Source organism: Microtetraspora malaysiensis (assembly GCF_050947145.1).
Taxonomy (GTDB): Bacteria; Actinomycetota; Actinomycetes; order Streptosporangiales; family Streptosporangiaceae; genus Microtetraspora_A; species Microtetraspora_A malaysiensis.
The window spans coordinates 4,078,933-4,097,349 of the sequence record NZ_CP191998.1 but is presented as its reverse complement, the minus strand read 5'-3'; the positions used below and the strand labels follow the sequence as shown (position 1 = coordinate 4,097,349).

The 18,417-nt window shown below is 71.1% G+C and carries 19 protein-coding genes; 12 read left to right on the top strand and 7 right to left on the bottom strand.

The annotated features are described in order from the left end of the window. Positions 1–42: 42 nt before the first annotated feature. The 3 genes from ACQP1V_RS19235 to ACQP1V_RS19225 form a co-directional block, all read right to left on the bottom strand. Positions 43–924, bottom strand: a complete 882-nt coding sequence (locus tag ACQP1V_RS19235; protein ID WP_433424963.1) for a carbohydrate ABC transporter permease — start codon at positions 922–924, stop codon at positions 43–45. Beyond that, positions 924–1,829: a carbohydrate ABC transporter permease gene (locus tag ACQP1V_RS19230; protein WP_433424961.1), complete on the bottom strand. Its 906-nt coding sequence runs from the start codon at positions 1,827–1,829 to the stop codon at positions 924–926. The genes ACQP1V_RS19235 and ACQP1V_RS19230 overlap by 1 nt, the downstream gene beginning before the upstream one ends. A 90-nt stretch (positions 1,830–1,919) precedes the next feature. After that, positions 1,920–3,188 carry an extracellular solute-binding protein gene (locus ACQP1V_RS19225; protein ID WP_433424959.1) on the bottom strand — a complete coding sequence of 423 codons (1,269 nt, stop codon included), beginning with the start codon at positions 3,186–3,188 and terminating at the stop codon, positions 1,920–1,922. Between the two features lie 1,557 nt (positions 3,189–4,745). Here ACQP1V_RS19225 and ACQP1V_RS19220 point away from each other — a divergent pair. Together ACQP1V_RS19220 and ACQP1V_RS19215 are read left to right on the top strand one after the other, a co-directional pair. After that, positions 4,746–4,931 carry a hypothetical protein gene (locus tag ACQP1V_RS19220; RefSeq protein ID WP_433424957.1) on the top strand — a complete coding sequence of 62 codons (186 nt, stop codon included), beginning with the start codon at positions 4,746–4,748 and terminating at the stop codon, positions 4,929–4,931. Between the two features lie 146 nt (positions 4,932–5,077). After that, positions 5,078–6,178, top strand: coding sequence for a DUF222 domain-containing protein (locus ACQP1V_RS19215; RefSeq protein WP_433424955.1), 1,101 nt, complete (start codon positions 5,078–5,080; stop codon positions 6,176–6,178). Between the two features lie 789 nt (positions 6,179–6,967). Here the strand turns inward: ACQP1V_RS19215 and ACQP1V_RS19210 are convergent. Continuing rightward, positions 6,968–7,753, bottom strand: a complete 786-nt coding sequence (locus ACQP1V_RS19210; RefSeq protein ID WP_067134861.1) for a DeoR/GlpR family DNA-binding transcription regulator — start codon at positions 7,751–7,753, stop codon at positions 6,968–6,970. Positions 7,754–7,878: 125 nt separating this feature from the next. Here ACQP1V_RS19210 and ACQP1V_RS19205 point away from each other — a divergent pair, with 125 nt between their 5' ends. From ACQP1V_RS19205 to ACQP1V_RS19185, 5 genes are all read left to right on the top strand, one after another. Next, entirely contained in the window at positions 7,879–8,802 is a 924-nt protein-coding gene (locus tag ACQP1V_RS19205; RefSeq protein ID WP_433424952.1) for a 1-phosphofructokinase family hexose kinase, read from the top strand. Then, entirely contained in the window at positions 8,775–9,611 is an 837-nt protein-coding gene (locus ACQP1V_RS19200; protein WP_433424951.1) for a class II fructose-bisphosphate aldolase, read from the top strand. The genes ACQP1V_RS19205 and ACQP1V_RS19200 overlap by 28 nt, the downstream gene beginning before the upstream one ends. 269 nt (positions 9,612–9,880) lie before the next feature. Beyond that, positions 9,881–10,057, top strand: coding sequence for a hypothetical protein (locus ACQP1V_RS19195; RefSeq protein WP_157570430.1), 177 nt, complete (start codon positions 9,881–9,883; stop codon positions 10,055–10,057). A 235-nt stretch (positions 10,058–10,292) separates the two neighbouring features. Continuing rightward, entirely contained in the window at positions 10,293–10,547 is a 255-nt protein-coding gene (locus ACQP1V_RS19190; protein ID WP_067134866.1) for a monovalent cation/H+ antiporter complex subunit F, read from the top strand. Further along, a complete protein-coding gene (locus tag ACQP1V_RS19185) occupies positions 10,544–10,843 on the top strand; it encodes a monovalent cation/H(+) antiporter subunit G (RefSeq protein ID WP_433424949.1) in 300 nt (99 codons plus the stop codon). Before ACQP1V_RS19190 ends, ACQP1V_RS19185 begins: the two co-directional genes overlap by 4 nt. 78 nt (positions 10,844–10,921) lie before the next feature. Here the strand turns inward: ACQP1V_RS19185 and aztA are convergent, their stop codons facing one another. Then, positions 10,922–11,608 (bottom strand): zinc ABC transporter ATP-binding protein AztA, encoded by a 687-nt coding sequence (gene aztA / locus ACQP1V_RS19180; RefSeq protein ID WP_433424947.1) that lies wholly within the window; start codon positions 11,606–11,608, stop codon positions 10,922–10,924. Positions 11,609–11,660: 52 nt separating this feature from the next. Between aztA and aztB the strand changes: the two genes are divergently transcribed. The 5 genes from aztB (at position 11,661) to ACQP1V_RS19155 (ending at position 17,393) form a co-directional block, all read left to right on the top strand. Then, complete coding sequence (aztB, locus tag ACQP1V_RS19175; RefSeq protein ID WP_433424945.1) at positions 11,661–12,578, top strand: zinc ABC transporter permease AztB; 918 nt, start codon at positions 11,661–11,663, stop codon at positions 12,576–12,578. Next, positions 12,575–13,801 (top strand): ABC transporter, encoded by a 1,227-nt coding sequence (locus tag ACQP1V_RS19170; RefSeq protein WP_433424943.1) that lies wholly within the window; start codon positions 12,575–12,577, stop codon positions 13,799–13,801. The genes aztB and ACQP1V_RS19170 overlap by 4 nt, the downstream gene beginning before the upstream one ends. Before the next feature lie 5 nt (positions 13,802–13,806). After that, positions 13,807–14,835: a zinc ABC transporter substrate-binding protein AztC gene (gene aztC, locus ACQP1V_RS19165; protein ID WP_433424942.1), complete on the top strand. Its 1,029-nt coding sequence runs from the start codon at positions 13,807–13,809 to the stop codon at positions 14,833–14,835. Positions 14,836–15,008: 173 nt separating this feature from the next. Next, positions 15,009–16,202, top strand: coding sequence for a zinc metallochaperone AztD (gene aztD, locus ACQP1V_RS19160; RefSeq protein ID WP_433424940.1), 1,194 nt, complete (start codon positions 15,009–15,011; stop codon positions 16,200–16,202). Positions 16,203–16,475: 273 nt separating this feature from the next. Then, complete coding sequence (locus ACQP1V_RS19155) at positions 16,476–17,393, top strand: phosphotransferase family protein (RefSeq protein ID WP_433424938.1); 918 nt, start codon at positions 16,476–16,478, stop codon at positions 17,391–17,393. Between the two features lie 64 nt (positions 17,394–17,457). On the opposite strand, the gene ACQP1V_RS19150 is transcribed toward ACQP1V_RS19155, so the two are convergent. Together ACQP1V_RS19150 and ACQP1V_RS19145 are read right to left on the bottom strand one after the other, a co-directional pair. Continuing rightward, entirely contained in the window at positions 17,458–17,646 is a 189-nt protein-coding gene (locus ACQP1V_RS19150) for a hypothetical protein (RefSeq protein ID WP_433424936.1), read from the bottom strand. Positions 17,647–17,931: 285 nt separating this feature from the next. After that, entirely contained in the window at positions 17,932–18,234 is a 303-nt protein-coding gene (locus tag ACQP1V_RS19145) for a hypothetical protein (RefSeq protein WP_433424934.1), read from the bottom strand. Positions 18,235–18,417: the final 183 nt, after the last annotated feature.

Below are 18,417 nucleotides of genomic sequence, written 5' to 3'. Positions count from 1 at the left end.
CCTTCCGCGCTCCGCCGTACGCGCTCCTACTTGATCGGCGCTCTACTTGATCGACCCGGCGGTCAGGCCGGACACGACCTTCCGCTCGATCAGCGCGAACAGCATGATGACCGGGACGGTGGCGATCACCGATCCGGCGAAGAGGTTCTGCCAGTCGACCTGATACTGCCCGATGAAGGAGTTCAGCCGCACGGTCAGCGGCTGCTGCTCGGGCGACGTGGTCAGGGTGAGCGCGACCACGAACTCGTTCCACGCCGCGATGAACGTGAAGATCAGCGCGGTGACGACGCCCGGCGCGGCCAGCGGAAGCGTGATCCGGAACAGCGCGCCGAACCGGCCGGTTCCGTCGATGAACGCCGCCTCCTCCAGCTCGCGCGGGATCGAGGAGAAGTACGCGTTGAGGATCCACACCGCGAAGGCCAGGTTGAAGCCGCCGTTGACCAGGATCAGCGACCAGATCGAGTCGACCAGCCCGAGCTGGGAGAACTCGCGGTAGATCCCGACCAGCATCGCGGTCGGCTGGAACATCTGGGTGACCAGCACCAGGATCAGGAACGCCGTCCGGCCGCGGAACCGGTGCCGGGCGGTGTAGTACGCGGCGGGCAGGGCCACCAGCAGCACCAGGATCGTCGATCCGGCCGCGACCTGCAGGGTGATCAGCAGGTTCCCGGACAGCCCGCCCGACCAGAAGTTGACGAAGTTCTCCCAGGCGAAGTCCGTCGGCAGATACGCCGGCTCGCGCAGCTCGGCCTGCGGCCGCAGCGCGGTCAGGATCATCACCAGGTACGGGAACAGGAAGAGGAACGCGATCAGGTACGCGGCGGCGGCGACGACCACCGTCCTGGTCCGCGGCAGCCGCCGGGCGGGACCGGCGCTCGCGGCGCGCGACGCCGCGGCGACCGGAAGGGTCTCGGTGGCGGTCATCACGACACCTCGTTCTTCCACTTGCTGACCTTGAGGAAGATCGCCACCAGGACGATCACCATGCCGAAGTTCACGACGGACATCGCGGCGGACTCGCCGATGTCGGAGCGCTTGAGGATGAACATGAAGATCGTGGATGTGGCCGTCGAGTAGCCGGGCTGCCCGTGCGTCATCACCCAGATGATCGGGAAGTTGTTGAAGACGTTCATCACGTTGATGAGCGTCGCCACGGTCAGCGCGGGCCGCAGCAGCGGAAGCGTGATCGACCAGTATGTGCGCAGCCGGGACGCGCCATCCGTCTTGGCCGCCTCGTAGACCTCCGCCGGGATCGTCGAGAGCCCCGCGAGCAGCGCGTACGTCGTGAACGGCAGCGAGACGAAGACCGCGACGGCGATCAGCCAGGGCATGGCGGTGGCCGCCTGGCCGAGCTGGTCGGCGTCGGCGCCGCCGAGGGCGTCGAGCAGGCCGAGGTCGTGCCGCACCATGTTGATGAGGCCGACCTCGGGGTCGAGCATCCATTTGAAGATGATCGCCGTCATCAGCACCGACGCCGCCCACGGCGCGATCATCGCCCAGCGGGCGAGGCGGCGGCCCGGGAAGCGCTGGTTGAAGAGCTGGGCGAGGGCGAGCGAGAGCAGGATCGTGATGGCGACGACGGCCACCACCCAGATCACGCTGCGCGCCATGACCCCGGGGAAGTCGGGTTCCTCGAACAGCTTGGCGTAGTTGCCCGTGCCGTTCGAGCCCTGGACCACACCGGACCGGTTGATCTTCAGGAACGACGACTGGATCATCGCGACGACGGGCCACACGACCACAACGGCGATCAGCACGATGGCCGGGCCGATCCACGCGAGGGGCGCCATCGCGCGCGCCGCCCGCGTCAGAGGGGAGGTCTGCTGCATTACTCCTGCTTCCTGCGGAGACGTACGGCCGGAGGCGTACGACCGGACGCGGCGCGGCCCGCGCCGTGAAGACGCGGGCCGCGCCACCGGTCATCCGGCCGCGGCGACCTTCTGGATCGCTCCGAGGACCTTCGCGGGGTCACCCGTGACGGCGCCGCCGATCGTCTGCTTGATCTGCGTGTTCACCTCCGACCACTTCGGGTCGGTGAAGGGGTAGAAGGTGGCGTTGGGCAGGGCGTCGAGGAACGGCTTGAGCTTCTCGTCGCCGGAGAGCTTCTCGATGCCCGACTTCGTCACCGGCAGCAGCTTGTAGGTGTCGCTGATCTTCTGCGCCGCGGACGAGGAGTAGAAGAAGTCGAAGAACTTCTTGATCTCCTCCTGGTGGCCGTTCTTGTTGAAGGCCATGATCCAGTCCTCGACGCCCAGGGTCGTCTCGAGCGGGCTGCTCTTGCCGGGGATCGCGGCGACGCCGTAGTTCGTCAAGCCGCCCTTCTCGAAGATCGGCATCGACATCGGGCCACCGTTGACCATGCCGACCTTGCCGGCCGCGAAGTCCTCCCAGACCGTCTTGCGGTCCTTGGTGCCGGGGTTCGGCGTGGTGAGGCCGGCCGCGGTCAGCTCCTTGAGGAAGGTGAACGTCTCAACGTTCTGCGGCGAGTCGATCGCCCACTTGCCGGAGTCGTCCTTGTAGCCGCCGCCGTTGCCCATGAACCACAGGAACGACTCGCCCTGGGCCTCTTCCTGGCCCAGCGGCAGGCCGAACGGCTGGGTCACGCCCGCCTTCTTCAGCTTCTCCGCGTCGGCCTTCAGCTCGTCCCAGGTCTTCGGCGGCTCGCTGATGCCGGCCTTGGAGAAGAGGTCCTTGTTGTAGAACAGCGCGCGGGCGGAGGAGACGAACGGGATGCCGTACGCGGTGCCGTCCACCTTGCCGAACTCGGCGAACTTCTCCAGCATGTCGGACTGGGTGTTCGCCGAGAGCACCTCGTCGACCTTGTACAGCAGGCCGTCCTTGACGAAGCCGGAGTAGTCGCCGGTCTGCAGGATGTCTGGCATCTGCCCGTTCTGGACCATGGTGGCGACCTGCGTGTCGATGTCGTTCCAGTTGATGACCTGGACGTCGACCTTGATGCCCGGGTTGGCCGCCTGGAACTCGTCGACGACGCCCTTCCAGAACTTGTCGCCGCTGTTGTCGGCGGTGGGGCCGTCGCCGTAGTCGGCGGCGACCAGCTTCAGCGTCACGGAGCCGCCCGCGGCCTTGTCAGCGCCGCCGTCGCCCCCGGCCGACTCGCCGCCGCAGGCGGACAGGGCCAGCGCCGCGGCCACACCGAGGGTAACCACCCCGGCGAACCTCTTGCTCATCACGAATACCACCTTGCTCTGGGGATGACTGGTCTGTACCGGTTGAGACCCGAACAGCGGATAGGCCGCGAATGAGCGGCTTGGGTGCCAAGGGTAAACATGCGGCAAAGGGCCGGTCTATACCGGCAAATATCGGATTCACAACGAAGGGGCATCGCTGACGCAGAGCCGGTCTATACCGGGCAGCCCATGGCGGGGGCGGTGGCGCTCGGCGACCCTTTACGGCGCCTCTCGCCCGCACCCACCCTCACATTGCGCGATGTTGCGCATATTAGCCCTTTACTGCTCGAAAACGAGCTACCGGCACGGGCGAAAAGCACACGAATGATCATATATCGCACTCTGCTGTCGCAAAGTCACGTTCAGTGCGGGCCATCGCCCACTCACACCTGGGCCCCACGCCCGGGAAGCCTCGGAGCCACCCCCACCCAGACCCGGGGCCACCACCCCCAAACTCGAGCCCGCCCACTCATCCCGAGAGGCCGGCGCACCCATACCCTGGGCCGCCCACCCGTCCCGCCTGGACCCACTCCCACACCTGGGCCCCCATCCGCCTGCCCCAGGAGCCACCCCCACGGACCCGCCCATCCGCGCATGGAGCACCCCCACGCCCGGAGCCAACCCGGAGTGCGACTCCGCCGCTCCGAATGCCCACTAAACGGAATGTCGTCCGCAGTGGTCGCAATTAGTACAAGCGTGACTACTTAGAGTTGCCTATCGAACGCGTGAACGATATCCTCACAGAGGCTCGACCGTCAGATCGGGAGGGGAGGTGCGAAGAGATGATGTTTTCGGGTGGCGTGCTGATGTCGCGCCGACCGGAGGACGCTCTTCCGTCCCGGCCGTCTGACGCGCCTGCGATGTCCCCGCGACGGCGGCGTGGGTCCAGGCGGCACACGCCGTTCATCGGATCGGATCGTTTCTCCGGTGACTCCTACGGGGCGGTGCTCCTCGACCGCACCCGCAGTGCCGGGCTCCTCGATGACGGCCGCGGTTTCGGTGGCCGCGAAGGAGCCGCTCATCCCGCCCCACACGACCCGGCGCGCCCCGAGGGGCGAGCTGCGCGACGCGGTCAGCCGGACGCCACGGCGCGCGTTGACGGGCGAGGTGCGCGACGCGAGCCGGAGACGACACAGTCCTGGGCTCGGCGGCTACTCGGCCTCCCGGACGCGCCAGAAGACCAGAAGCCTGACAGCGGCGGACGGCCTTCAAGTCCGGCGCGATCGCCGATCGCCTCCGCTTTTCCAGGGACCGCCTGCCCTGGCGAGCGGACAGCCGAGCCAAGGGAAAAGGCCGACGGAGGGGGCGGGCCGGAGCGTCCCGGGAGCGATGGCGGTGCTCTTTCCGGTCGGGACGAGCTACCGCGGCCCGGGCTCGACCGTGACAGCCTTTCGGCCTGGGATGGGATTTGGCAAGGCCGCCGCCCCACCCTCGGCGAGCCGTCCGTGAACCGTCCCTTGCGGGCCGGTCGCGATAATCGGCAGCGGAACAGCTCGGGCCCGCAGAATGTGGGTCGGGGTGGCGGTGACTTGTGGTCCGGCGGCGATGCTGCCGCCGTTGGCCAGGGCATCGGCGGTGATGGCCCGGCCGTTGGTGGTGACCGCCGGGGCGCTGGTCGGAGTGGCCAGAACGCAGCTGGCCGGCGCGCTGCCACCGACCGTCGAGACACCGATGCAGGCAGCGCTGGCGGTGACGGCCAGAACGGCGCGGGCCCGGATGCTGCTGGTGGTGACAGCCGAGTAGGAGACTGGCCCAACCTGAACCTGGCCGGACGCGACGTCATCGACCTGCTCGCCCGTGCCAAGCGGCTGGCCGCAGCTGCGGGGAAGGTTCTGGGCCAAACCGAGACCGAGATCGGTGCTGAGACCGGTGCCGAGGTTGAGGTGGCGATGGCAGAGATCGTCGCGTTGGCGCGGGCGATCGATCTGGCCGAAGCCGCGATCGCCGCCCGCCTCCCGATAGCCGAGACCGGGAAAGGCCACCACCTGTTCGGGCGGCGGTCGATCGGAGCATGGCTGGCAGCAGCCACCGGCTCTCGCACCGCCCGCGCCGGAGAACGCGTCACACTCTCCCGGCAACTCCCGCGCCTACCCCACACCGCTGGTCTGTTCGCCACCGGCCGCCTGTCATACGGGTATGCGGCGACGATCGCGTCCGCCACCCGCCACCTGGACGACGCCGAAACCGAGCTGGCCGAACCGATCCTGGTCCAGTTGGCACAAGCGTCGGCGTCCACGGTCGAGGACGTGGCCCGCGCCGGCCACACCATCATCGAGACGATCGACCCGGACGGGAGGCTGGCGCGGGCGGCGGCCAAGACCGAACGCCAGCACCTGACGATCTCCGACACCACCGATGGGATGGGCCGCCTGCGCGGGCTGCTCGACCCAGAACTGAAGATGCAGCTGAAAACCTGGCTGGAACCGCTGGCAGTCAAAACCGACAGCACCGACCTGCGCAACCACGGCCGCCGCATGGCCGACGCCCTCGCCATCCGCCTATCGCAGGGCGGCAGGCGCACCGTGATGCACGTATCCGTCACCGAGCAGACCCTGACCGGCCAATCAGAGGAACCAGCCTTTCTGGAGGACGGCACGGCTGTCCCGGCCGAGGATGCGCGCAGGATGGCCTACACCGCCGAACTACGGCGGGTGCTCCGCGACGCCGACGGCATCGTGAAGGATTTCGGGCGGGCACGCCGGCTGGCCTCAGCCGACCAGCGGGAAGCGATCCTGGCCATGTATCGGACCTGCTGCCGCGAAGGCTGTGACGTCCCCGCCTACCTGGCCGAGATCGACCACATCGAACCCTGGTACCCGACCGGCCGCACCGACCTGGACAACCTCGCACCGCTGTGCGCCGCGGACAACAAATGGAAGTCCCGCCACCCCGACCGGGTAGAAGTGATCGACCAAGGCAACGGGACCGTCTCAATGCGGTTCCACCGGTACTCCAAACTCCGCCCCCGACACTGGACCGACAGACAGTGACCAACAATCCCGCGAACAGCCATCCGTGGTCAGTGATCCGCGGTCGGTGATCCGCGACCCGCGAACGGCGAGCCGCGATTCCTCATCCATGATCGGCGATCGGCGAGCCGTGACCCGCCAGCCGTGATCGACGAGCTTGATCGCGGCGGCCACCCGGCGATCCGGCCCCTCCCCGCGGGCCGGCCCCGCAGCATGCCCGAACTCCACCCGCCGAGGCCCCACACGCCGGGGCACCCGCGTGCCGGAACTCCCACGCACTTGGATTCCACACGCCAGGGCTGCACGCGTCGGACGTCAGCGTGCCGGAACTCCCGTCCGCACCTACCCCGGGCCGCCCCAGACGATGCGCGAGCAGGCAGTGACTCGGCGCGGCGGTCGATCACCGGTGATCCGGACCCGCCCACCGACCGGCCCGGCAACATGCCCGAACTATGCCGGGGCCCCGCGTGCCGGAACTCGCACGTACTGGGGTTCCTCTCGCCGGGGTTGCACGCGGGAGGTCAGCGTGCCGGGCATCCGCGTGCCAACTCGCACGTGCCCGAACTCCACGCGCCGGGGCGTCCCCATGTCGGAACGGTCGAGAGTACCGCCGCCGCGATCGCCGCGGACGTGGGGCGCGTGGGAGCGCTTTCGGGCGTGCTGGCGACGCGTCCTCGTCAACGCGACGACCCCAAAGGCCGGACGACCCCCAGGCCGGACAGACCTCAGGGTCGGACAGACCTCAGGGTCGGACAGACCTCAGGGCCGGACAGACCTCAGGGCCGGACAGACCTCAGGGCCGGACAGACCTCAAGCCTGGACGACCTCGACGCCGGCGTCGCGGAAGCGTTGGACGGTGTCGGCGGGCGCGTCCTTGTCGGTGACCAGCGTGTGGATGGCCGAGCAGGGGCAGATCCGGGCGAAGGCGCGAACACCCAGCTTGGAGGAGTCCGCCACGACGACCACCCGCGCGGCGCGGGAGGCCATCAGCCGGTTGATTCCGGCTTCGCCCTCGTGGTGGGCGAAGGCGCCGCCCTCGGGGTCGAGCGCGTTCACGCCGAGGATCGCGAAGTCGAGCGACACCTCTCGCAGGACGCCCTCCGCGAACGGGCCGATCAGCTCGTACGACGCGGGCAGCGCGACACCGCCGATCACCACGATCTTGACGTGTCGGCGGACGACCAACTCGTTGGCGATGTTCAGCGCGTTCGTCACCACGGTGACGCTCGGCTCGCCGCCCTGCCGGTCGAGGTCGGCCCGGCTCGCGAGGGAGCGGGCGACCTCGGTGGTCGTGGTGCCGCCGTTCAGCCCCACGATCGCCCCGGGCGGGACCAGCGCGGACGCCGCCGCGGCGATGCGGTGCTTCTCGGGGGCGTGCCGCGCCGCCTTGTACTGCAGCGGGAGGTCGTAGGAGATCGCGCCGGCGACGGCCCCGCCCCGGGTCCGGGTCAGCATCTGCTGGCGGCTCAGGTGGTCGAGGTCGCGCCGGATGGTGGCGGCCGAGACGCCGAGTTCGACGGCCACCGCGTCCACCTCGACCTTGCCATCCCTGGCCAGGATCGCGAGCAGCGCGTTCCACCGCTCATGGCTCGACATGGGTCCTCCTCGCCGGTTCCGCCCGTTCTCGCCCGGTGAAGCGTATCCAACCACCGGCTTGCACGTATTTGATCGCTAATGGCATATTGTGCTCAGAAATACGCACAAGAAGCTCGGGGCCGCGCATGATCCTCACCGTCACCCTCAACGCCGCACTCGACGTGACGTACGAGGTGGACGGGCTGGTGCCGAACTCCAGCCACCGGGTCAGGGCCGTCCACCAGCGTGCGGGGGGCAAGGGCGTCAACGTCGCCCGTGTGCTGGCCTCGCTCGACGCCGAGGTCCTCGTCACCGGGCTGATCGGGGGCGGAGCCGGAGCGGAGATCGCGGAGGACCTGTCCCGGGCCGGGATCCCGGCCCGCTTCGGCGCGATCGAGGGCACCTCCCGGCGGACCGTCACGGTCGTGTCCGGCGACGCCACGGTGTTCAACGAGCCGGGGCCCGCTGTCACGGCGGAGGAGTGGCGGCGGTTCCGCGGCCTGTTCCGCGAGCTGTGCCGGGACGCCCGGGTCGTCGTGCTGTCGGGCAGTCTGCCGCCCGGCCTCGCCCCGGACGCCTACGCGGAGCTGACTGAGGACGCCCGGACCGAGGGAGCGCGCGTCCTGCTCGACGCCGACCATGAGGCGCTCCGGCTCGGGCTGGCCGCCCGGCCCGACATCGCCAAGCCGAACGCCGCCGAACTGGCCAGGGCGGCCGGGCCGGGCCCGGTCGAGGAGGCGGCGCGGCGGCTGCTTGCCGCCGGGCCGGCCGCCGTAGTCGTCTCCCGGGGACCTGACGGCCTGCTCGGCGTCACCCCCGACGGGAGCTGGGCGGTACGGCCGCCGCGCCGCCTGTCGGGCAACCCCACCGGAGCGGGGGACGCCGTGGCCGCCGCGCTGGCCCGGGCGCTGCACTCCCCCGGGCCGCTCGACTGGCCGGGCGCCCTCGCCGACGCGGCCGCGATGTCGGCCGCCGCCGTCCTCTCCCCGGTCGCCGGGGACATCGACCCGTCCGCCTACCGCGCCTTCCTGCAGGAGATCGCATGCCCTTCGCCACGACCGCCTCGATAGTCGCCGCCGCGCCCGGCGGAGTGTGCGCGTTCAACGTCATCACCCTTGAGCACGCCGAGGCCGTCGTCGCGGCGGCCGAGCGGGCGGGCCTCCCGGTGATCCTGCAGGTCAGCGAGAACGCGGTGCGGTTCCGCCTCGGCCGGCTGCGGCCGCTCGCCGCCGCGGCGGGCGCGCTCGCCGCCGACGCCGCGGTGCCGGTCGCCCTCCACCTCGACCACGTGACCGACGACGCGCTGCTGCGCCAGGCCGCCGAGACCGGGTTCAGCTCGGTGATGTACGACGCGTCCCAGGATCCGTACGAGGAGAACGTGGCCAGGACGAAGGCCGCCGCGGAGTGGGCACACGAGAACGGCCTGTGGCTGGAGGCCGAGCTGGGCGAGGTCGGCGGGAAGGACGGCGCGCACGCGCCCGGCGTGCGCACCGACCCCGGCGAGGCGGCCGCGTTCGTGTCCGCCACCGGCGTGGACGCGCTCGCGGTCGCGGTCGGCAGCTCGCACGCGATGACGACGCGCGTCGCGCGGCTCGACCACGGCCTGATCGGGGCGCTGCGGGCGGCGCTGCCGGTGCCACTGGTGCTGCACGGCTCGTCCGGCGTGCCCGACGACGAGCTGCGCCAGGCCGTCGCGGCAGGCATGAAGAAGATCAACATCGGCACGGCGCTGAACGTGGCCTTCACCGAGGCGGTCAAAACGTCGTTCGCGGAGAAGCCCTCCGGCGCGGACCCCAGGCCCCGCCTCGCGTCCGCCAGGGACGCCATGATCGAGGCGGCCGCCCACCTGCTCCGCACGGTCGCCGTGCCCCCCGCGTGACGTCGGCCGGCCCAGCCAGCGGGTGACGCCCAGACCGAGGAAGAGTGGTCTGGACCAGTGGCGTAGGCGTGTCGTCCGGGCCCGCTCGTTCGGTCTGGCCGCACACCACTCACCTGGCGGTCCTGCCGGATCACCTGATGGTCCGGCAGGACGGCCGAGGCCGATCCGCTCCCTCTCACCGCGCCACCGCGTTTGACCTGAGCGGACCCGGGCAGCGGGGCTGCGAACAAGCGGCCCGCGCGGCCGCCCGCACTGACGTGGGAGGGACGATGACGAACATCTGGCAACCGGGTGGGCGGCCCCCGCGCGCCGGAGACCTGGACTGGCTGCCCCCGCTGGCCCAGTCTCCGGACGCCGAGGGCGACCCCGAGGACGGCCCGTGGAAGGGCTGGTACGTGCCGGGCGCGGACTCCTCCGACGACGTAGAGGAACCCACACCCGAATAGCCCGGGGTCAGCGGTCGTCCAGGGCCGGCCCAAGCCGCCGCAGCCGCCGTTTCACCCGATCTACCGGCGGGAATCTCCCGACGACACATCTGTACCGGCTCGTGGGGGCCTGAGCTCGGGAGGTCGAAATGCGGCCGGTGGGCACGGCGGTCGCCTGGTGGGCGGCGCTCATGGTGGTGTGGTCGGCCACCCCGTCGTCGACGGGAACGGCCGAACCGGTGACCGGAGGGGTCCGATGAGCGTCTGGGCCGTCGCGACGATCGCGCTGGCGGCCGGCGGGCTCGGGCCGGCCCTCTACGTGTCCGCGCGCGGCGACGGGCTCGACCGGCTGATCGGCCTGGAGCTGGGCGGCGTGGTGGCCACGCTGGTGCTGATGCTGCTCTCGCACGGCCCCGCCCGGTCGTCGTACCTGATCGCGCCGCTGGTGCTGGCCGTACTGTCGTTCGCGGGCACGCTCGTGTTCACCCGGGTGCTGGCGGACCGGCCGTGAGCCCCGTCGCGGAGGTCCTGGTCGGCCTGGGGGTGCTGGTCGCTCTCGCCTCGTCCGTGGGCGCCCTGCTGTCCCGCGACGTGCTGACCCGGCTGCACTTCGTCACGCCCGTCACCTCGCTCGCCGCGCCGCTGGTCGGCGCGGGCCTCGCGGTGGACGCGGGCTGGAGCGCCACGGCGGCGATGGACCTGCTCATCGTGTTGGTGCTCGCCGCCGCCGGGCCGGTGCTCGCCGCGGCCACCGCGCACGCGCGGGTGCGGCGGCAGGGCCTGGCGACCGAGAAGGCCCCGGAGTGAGCGAGCCACCGGTCGCGGTGGGATGAACGGCTTCGCCCTCACCGGGCCCTCCCGGCCGCCGGGCAGCCCTCGCGCGCGTCATGAGCCCGGGACCACCGACGCCAGGACCAGGGCGGGCGGGCCTTCGGCGGCGAGCCGTCCCTCATCGAGCAACAGGCAGTGGTCGGCCCGGGTGGCGGCGTCGAGGTCGTGGGTGGCCTGCACCACGGTGGCGCCGGCCGCCACGGCCTCCTCCAGCGCGGCGGCGATGCGCCGCCGCGCGTCGAGGTCGAGTCCGGTGGCCGGCTCGTCGAGCAGGAGCAGGTCGGGCTCCTGTGCCAGGCCGCGCGCGACCAGCACGCGCTGCCGCTGGCCTCCCGACAGGGCGTCCAGCCGCCGCGCGGCCAGGTCGAGGACGCCGAGGCGCGCCATGCAGTCGTCCACGACGGCCCGGTCCCGCTCCGACAGGCGCCGCCACGGCCCGCAGTGCGCCCACCGCCCCATCGCAACGGTCTCCCGGACCGTGATCGGCAGGCTGTCGGGGACCGCGCCGCGCTGCGGGACGAAGCCCGGGCGGCGCGCGCTCGTCCGCTCGACCGAGCCGTACGCCGGGCGAAGGACGCCGGCGAGTACGCCCAGCAGGGTGGACTTCCCCGAGCCGTTCGGCCCGACGAGCGCGGACACGCGCGAGCGCGGGAAACGGGCGGTCAGCTCGTGCAGGACCGTCCTGCGGCCGTAGCGGGCGGTGAGGCCGCGGACTGCGACCGCCGGCTCCTCCTCATCCATGGTGACACCTCCATTTGAAAATGATTTCCGTTTTCATTATATGGTGTTGACCATGCACTGGTTGTTCAGCCCATTCGAGGTGGCCTTCGTACGGCAGGCGCTGTGGGGTGGGATCCTCGTCTCCCTGATCTGCGCCCTGGCCGGGACCTGGGTCGTCCTGCGCGGCTTGGCCTTCCTGGGCGACGCCATGTCGCACGGGATGCTGCCCGGCGTGGCCCTCGCCTCGGCGCTCGGCGGCGACGTCCTGCTCGGCGCCGCGCTGAGCGCGGGGGCGATGGCGGCCGGCGTGACGACGCTCGGCGCGTCGTCCAGCCCGTCCGGCGCCTCCGGCTCATCCGGCTCGTCCCGGTTGTCCAGGTTGTCGCACGACACCGGCGTCGGCATCCTCTTCGTCGGGATGCTCGCGCTCGGCGTGATCGTCGTCTCGCACTCCCGGTCGTTCGCGGTCGACCTGACCGGGTTCCTCTTCGGTGACGTCCTCGCGGTCCGCGAGCGCGACCTGCTGTGGCTCGCCGCCGCACTGCTCGTCGCCGCCGCGGTCGCGGCGCTCGGCCACCGTGCCTTCGTCGCCCTCGCCTTCGACCCGCGCGTCGCGCACACCCTCGGGTTGCGGCCCAGGACGGCGCACGCCGTGCTGCTCGGGCTCGTCACCCTCGCCGTCGTCGCGTCCTTCCACGTCGTCGGCACCCTGCTCGTCTTCGCCCTGCTCGTCGCGCCGCCCGCGGCCGCCGCGCTGTGGGCCCGGCGCATCCCGACGATCATGGCCATGGCGGCCCTGATCGGCGTCGGCGCGACCGCCGCCGGGCTGCTCCTGTCGTGGCACCTTGGCACCGCCGCCGGCGCAACGATCGCCGCCGTCGCCATCTGCGCTTTCTTCGTGTCGGCGGGCGCGACGCTCGCAGTGCGGCCCGCCGGGCTCCTCGAGCGCCGCCGGACCGGCTCCGTGCCGGAAGTGGAGCGGCCGTCGTGACCGGGAACCCGACGGCACGAGCGGCACTCGCCGTCCTCTCCGCCGCGCTGCTGGCCGGGTGCGCCCGGGCCGGAGCGGGCGAGACCGGACACGAGGTCGTCGCCCGGAAGCCGGCCGCGCTCCCTCACGGGTACATCGAGGGCGCGGAGGAGTTGGCGGAGCCGCACCCCCGGCTGGTGATCTCCGACGGCGGCACCGGAACGGCACACCTCCTCGACCTGGTCAGCGGTGAGCTCACTGCCGTGGGCGCCGCCGGAGGCGCCGGGGTCATCGGGGGTGTGGGCGGTGACGGCCGGTTCGCGTACCTGAGCGCGCTGAACGGCACGACGGCCCGCGTCATCGACGGCGGCACGTGGACGGTGGACCACGGCGACCACTCCCACTACTACCGGGCCGAGGCGCGCGACGTCGGGGCGCTGACGGGAGGGCGTCCGCAGCGCGTCCTCGGCGACGCGGGCGTCACCGTCGTGTCCTTCTCCGACGGCACCGCGAAGGTCCTCGACCGCGCCGCGCTGGAGAAGGGCGACCTCGTCGAGACCGCCCGCATCCGCACCGGAGGGCACGGATCCGTCGTGCCGTACGGCGAGCACCTTCTGGTGGCGAACGCGGGCGGCATGGAGGTGCGCGCCCAGGACGGCGGCCTCGTGAGCCGGGTCGGCGCGTCCTGCCCGGAACCGCGCGGCGCGACCGTGACCCGCCGCGGCGCGGTGTTCGGATGCGCCGACGGCGCGCTGCTCGTCACTGTGAAGAGCGGCGAGTTCACCGGCGAGAAGATCCGCTATCCGGGGAAGCCGCCGAAGGACGACCGCGCCCTGGAGTTCCATCACCGTCCGGGCAGCGCGACGCTCGCCGCGCGGGCCGGCAGCACGGGGATCTGGGTGCTCGACGTCGCCGTCAGGAAGTGGCGCCTCCTGAGAACCGGACCCGCGCTGGCCGTGGCGGCCACCGGCGACGGCTCTCCGGTCCTGTCGCTGACCGCCGACGGCGTGCTGCACGCGTACGACGCCGCGTCAGGCGACGAGACCGCGACGGCCGAACTCCTCGCCGCGCCCCTGCCCGCGGGCGGCGCGGCGCCGGCCATCGAGACGGACCGCTCCCGCGCCTACGTCAGCGACCCGGCCGGGAAGGCGGTCCACGAGATCGACTACAACGACGACCTACGGCGGGCCCGCACGTTCGAGCTCGGGTTCCCGCCCGCCGCGATGGTGGAGACGGGGCGGTGACGGCGATGACGGTTCAACTCCAAGGCGGGCCGCGGCGCACCGTCTCCACCGCCCGGACGCTCGTCCGCACCGTGGCTCTCCGCCCGGCGGTCCTCGTCATGGCGATCGTCCTCGGGGCGTCGGCCGCCCTCGCCGGGTGCGCCGGCACCGACGGGCGGCGCCCGGCCGTGGTCGTCACCACGAACATCCTCGGAGACGTCACCCGCCGCGTCGTCGGCGACGAGGCCGACGTGACCGTGCTGATGAAGCCGGACGCCGACCCGCACTCGTTCGCGATCTCCGCCCAGGAGGCGGCCGCGATCGAGCGGGCCGCCCTGGTCGTCTACAACGGCCTCGGCCTGGAGGAGGGCATCCTGCGCAATGTGGAGGCGGCGAAGGACACGGGGGTCGCGACCCTCGCCGTCGGCGATGGGGTGAACCCGATCCGCTACGCCGTCGATCACGGCGACGGCCCTTACGGCGCGGCTCCTGCCGGGAATGGTCTGGCCGGGCGGCCCGACCCACACTTCTGGACGGATCCACGCCGGATGGTCAGGGCCGTCGACCTGATCGCCGAACGGGTCATCGAGAAGGTAGACGGCGTCGACGCGACAGCGGTCCGGGCGAACGCGGCGCGCTACCGCGCCGAGATCGAGGCGCTGGACGCGTGGATGGAGACGCGGTTCGCCGCCATCCCGCCCGCCCGGCGCAACCTGGTGACCAACCACCACGTCTTCGGCTACCTCGCCCAGCGGTACGGCTTCACCGTCGTCGGCGCGGTGATCCCCAGCGGGACGACGCTCGCCTCGCCCAGCGCGTCCGACCTGAAGTCGCTCGCCGACGCCGTACGCGCCGCCGGGGTGCCGGCGATCTTCGCGGACTCCTCGCAGCCGGACCGGCTGGCCCAGGTCATGGCCGCGGAGGCCGGGCTGAAGGTCAAGGTCCTCTCCCTTTTCACTGAGTCCCTGAGCACGGCGCGGAAGGGTGCCTCCACCTACGTGGAGATGATGCGCTCCAACACCGAGGCCGTGGTCGGCGGCCTGAGCGAGGGATGATGCGGCCGCCCGGTTCCTCGCACACCCCACTCCCGCTTCCCGGGCGCGTCCCCTCCCGGGGCCCGCTCCCCCATCCCCCGCGCCATACCCAGGCGCGGCTCCCATTCCGGAATCACAGAACCGACCGGATGCGCAGAACAGTCCGGACGTACAGAAAGAAAGGTGCATCACACATGAATGCCTGGCCGCGTACCCGAGTCGCGGCGCTCCCCGCACTGCTCGTCACGGGACTCGCCCTCGGCGCCTGCGCGACCCAGCCGGACGCGCCGAAGCCCGCCGGAGCGGCGTCCGCGCCCCCGCGGATGACTGAGGGCCCCGTGACGGATCCCCTCGTCGCCACCTACGACGGCGGGCTGTACGTCATCGACGGGAAGACCCTCCAGGTCGCCGCCGACATCCCGCTCCCAGGCTTCAACCGGGTCAATCCGGCCGGGGACGACCGCCACGTGCTGGTGTCCACCTCGACCGGATTCCGGGTGCTCGACGCCGTCTCCACGGAGCTGAAGAACGACGAGTTCGCCGCGCCGAAGCCCGGTCACGTCGTACGGCACGCCGGCAAGACGGTGCTGTTCTCCGACGGGACCGGCGTGGTCACCGTGTTCGACCCGAAGGATCTCGCCTCCGGCGGCCTGCCGAAGGGTGAGACCTACACGTCGGCCGCACCGCACCATGGCGTGGCGATCGAGCTGGTGGGCGGCGAGCTCGTGACGACGCTCGGCACCGAGGAGAAGCGGGTCGGCGTGCTGGTCCTGGACCGGGAGCGCAAGGAGGTCGCCCGCAACGAGACGTGCCCCGGCGTCCACGGCGAGGCCGCCGCGAAGGACGAGGCCGTCGTGATCGGCTGCGAGGACGGCGCCCTGCTGTACAAGGACGGGGCCGTTCGCAAGATCAGCAGCCCCGATCCGTACGGACGGATCGGCAATCAGGCCGGCTCCGAGGCGTCGGCGATCGTGCTCGGCGACTACAAGACGGACCCCGAGGCCGAGCTCGAACGCCCCGAGCGGGTCTCGCTGATCGACACGGAGTCCGGCTCGCTGCGGCTGGCGGATCTCGGCACGAGCTACACGTTCCGCTCCCTCGGCCGCGGCCCGCATGGCGAGGGCCTGGTGCTCGGCACCGACGGCCGGCTCCACGTGATCGACCCCGAGAAGGGCGCCGTCGTGGACCACGTCGAGATCATGGCCGAGTGGCGGGAGCCGCTTGAGTGGCAGCAGCCCCGCCCGGCGCTGTTCGTGCGCGGCGGCACGGCGTACGTGACCGACCCGGCGAAGCGGGAGCTGCACGCGGTCGACATCGAGTCTCGGAAGAAGCTGGGGACCGTGGCGCTGCCCGCGTCGCCCAACGAGCTCAGCGGGGTCGTCGGCTGATCCGGCGCCCGGAACAACGGCGATGACGCCGGCCGTGGGCGGCGCGACCCACGGCCGGTGTCTCATCTCCGCCGGAGAGGACGCCCGCGCGGGACGACTCATGAGCGAGCACGTACCCCAGAGCCGCCACGTACTGATCGCGCACATCGAGCGCACCCCCCGGGGTGCAGAGCATCTCTTCTCCTCTCCCGCCACCTGACCGCGCCTTCAGTGCACCGGATCCGTCCGCTTGGTCCGGGAAATTCGGTTGACCTCGTCAATAGGGTCGCTCTCGTGCTTCCTGTAGCTGAAACCGAAGAGCAATATGACGCGATCGAGGCAGCGGACCTGCGCGCAGGGGTGCTGGCGCTGTGTGAACACCTCGGGCTGACGGGCGACGTCGTCGCCTTCGACGGGGGTTCCCTGCCCGTCTACGCCGTCGGCGACGATCTGGTCGTGAAGCTCTACCCGCCGCTCTACCTGCATGAGATGCGCATCGAGCGGGACGCGTTGCGCACGTTGGAGGGCCGCCTGCCGATCCCCACCCCGGGCGTCAAGGACGCGGGTGAGTTCCACTGTTGGGGCTACATCCTCATGGACCGGCTGCATGGTGAGGACCTCAAGCAGGCCTGGCCGAAAGTCCCGCGGCACGAGCGGGAGCGCCTTGCCGTACAGCTCGGGAGGGCTCTCGCGGAGTTGCATGCCGTCACCCCGCCGGAGGTGCTCGGCCCGGCCGACTGGGCCGCCTTCTGCGCCGAGCGCGCCGCGGCCACCACCGAGCAGAACCGGCGCCGCGGCCTGGACGAGGCGTGGCTGGCCCAGATCCCGAATTTCCTGGCCTCGGTCGACCTCGAACCGGACGAGACCGTCCTGTTGCACACCGAGTTCATGCACGTGCACGTGCTGGTCCGTGAGGAGGCGGGCGCCTGGCGGCTGTCCGGCTTGTTCGACTTCGAGCCCGCGATGCGGGGCGCCCGCGAGTACGACCTGGTCGCCGTGGGGATCTTCCTCACCCGGGGCGACCGGTCGCTGATGCGCGCTTTCCTCGACGGCTACGGCTATCCCGAGGAGCGACGGGCGGCGCTCCCCCGCACGGTGATGGCCTACGCCCTGTTGCACGTGTACTCGCACCTGCCGTGGTACTTCCAGGAGGTTCCCGCTCCCGGCGCCGCCACTTTCGACGAGCTGGCCGACCACTGGTTCGGCGTATAGAAAGGCCCCGGGGTGAGAGCAGGTAAGGGCCTGGACCTCGTGAAGAGGTCCAGGCCCGGACGGCTCAGCAACCGTTGGTCACGTAGCAGCCCTTCACGTACCACTTGCCGCTGTAGTAGGCGCCGCTGGTGACCTTGCTTGGGCCGCCCAGGGAGACCAGGGTGCCCGGCACGTAGGAGCAGGACGAGGTGGAGCAGAAGTAGCCGTAGACCCGGAAGTAGGTCTCAAGCCCGCTGGTGCACTTGACGCTCACGGAGTGGTCGGTGCTGGCGGTCTTGGAGCAGCTGCTCACCGCGGCCGCGGGGGAGGCGGTGCTGCCGACGAGGGCGGCGGCCCCGAGAACGATACCGGCGACGCTGGAAAAGATCTTTTTCGTCGCAGGCGTTCATGATTGTCTGTCGGTGCCTCTCTTACAAGAGGAGGCTGGCGTTTCTCCGCCATCTCGGCGATCCCGCCGACCAGGCCGCGGTCCTTCGGCGCAGGCACGCCCCGCCCGTCAGCCCTTCGCGAGGCATGATCAGGAACCACGACCGGGGTGTCAGGGCAAGGCGTACCTGATTTTGATGGACCGGGCTTCCTGCTCGGTCACCTCGCTCGGCGTGCGGGCCAGCGTCTGGCGCAGGTCGGAGACGATCCTGTCACCTGCTCCCCGTACGCGCGTACGGTGCTGGGCGAGCTGCGCGTCGAAGCGTTCGGCGGCCGGTCCCGTCCACACCGTCCCGGAGCGGAAGTCCTCATAGGGAGCTTCGATGCCCTGCTCGATCTCCCGCACCAGCGGCTCGACCCTGCGCAGCGCGTCCCCCAGCGCCTCGTACAGCGGATTGGGCACCATCTCGGCCATACAGCGGCCTCCACAGCGGCCAGCAGAATTCAACTAATCCGGCAACCCACCCTATTTTCCGCAAAACCCGTTCGTAAAGCTCTATGTGCGGATTCTGCCTTTTACTGCCAGAAGTCACCTTCGCCGAGAAAGCGGCCCTCAATTGTCGGGACAATTATTGACAGGCCGCCCCTGTTCCGGCTG

What these genes read in the sequence shown, in the direction of transcription:
- ACQP1V_RS19235 (WP_433424963.1), bottom strand. Translation starts at nt 924, where the DNA reads ATGACCGCCACCGAGACCCTTCCGGTCGCCGCGGCGTCGCGCGCCGCG.
- ACQP1V_RS19230 (WP_433424961.1), bottom strand. Translation starts at nt 1,829, where the DNA reads ATGCAGCAGACCTCCCCTCTGACGCGGGCGGCGCGCGCGATGGCGCCC.
- ACQP1V_RS19225 (WP_433424959.1), bottom strand. Translation starts at nt 3,188, where the DNA reads ATGAGCAAGAGGTTCGCCGGGGTGGTTACCCTCGGTGTGGCCGCGGCG.
- ACQP1V_RS19215 (WP_433424955.1), top strand. Translation starts at nt 5,078, where the DNA reads ATGGCAGAGATCGTCGCGTTGGCGCGGGCGATCGATCTGGCCGAAGCC.
- ACQP1V_RS19210 (WP_067134861.1), bottom strand. Translation starts at nt 7,753, where the DNA reads ATGTCGAGCCATGAGCGGTGGAACGCGCTGCTCGCGATCCTGGCCAGG.
- ACQP1V_RS19205 (WP_433424952.1), top strand. Translation starts at nt 7,879, where the DNA reads ATGATCCTCACCGTCACCCTCAACGCCGCACTCGACGTGACGTACGAG.
- ACQP1V_RS19200 (WP_433424951.1), top strand. Translation starts at nt 8,775, where the DNA reads ATGCCCTTCGCCACGACCGCCTCGATAGTCGCCGCCGCGCCCGGCGGA.
- ACQP1V_RS19195 (WP_157570430.1), top strand. Translation starts at nt 9,881, where the DNA reads ATGACGAACATCTGGCAACCGGGTGGGCGGCCCCCGCGCGCCGGAGAC.
- ACQP1V_RS19190 (WP_067134866.1), top strand. Translation starts at nt 10,293, where the DNA reads ATGAGCGTCTGGGCCGTCGCGACGATCGCGCTGGCGGCCGGCGGGCTC.
- aztA (WP_433424947.1), bottom strand. Translation starts at nt 11,608, where the DNA reads ATGGATGAGGAGGAGCCGGCGGTCGCAGTCCGCGGCCTCACCGCCCGC.
- aztB (WP_433424945.1), top strand. Translation starts at nt 11,661, where the DNA reads ATGCACTGGTTGTTCAGCCCATTCGAGGTGGCCTTCGTACGGCAGGCG.
- aztC (WP_433424942.1), top strand. Translation starts at nt 13,807, where the DNA reads ATGACGGTTCAACTCCAAGGCGGGCCGCGGCGCACCGTCTCCACCGCC.
- aztD (WP_433424940.1), top strand. Translation starts at nt 15,009, where the DNA reads ATGAATGCCTGGCCGCGTACCCGAGTCGCGGCGCTCCCCGCACTGCTC.
- ACQP1V_RS19145 (WP_433424934.1), bottom strand. Translation starts at nt 18,234, where the DNA reads ATGGCCGAGATGGTGCCCAATCCGCTGTACGAGGCGCTGGGGGACGCG.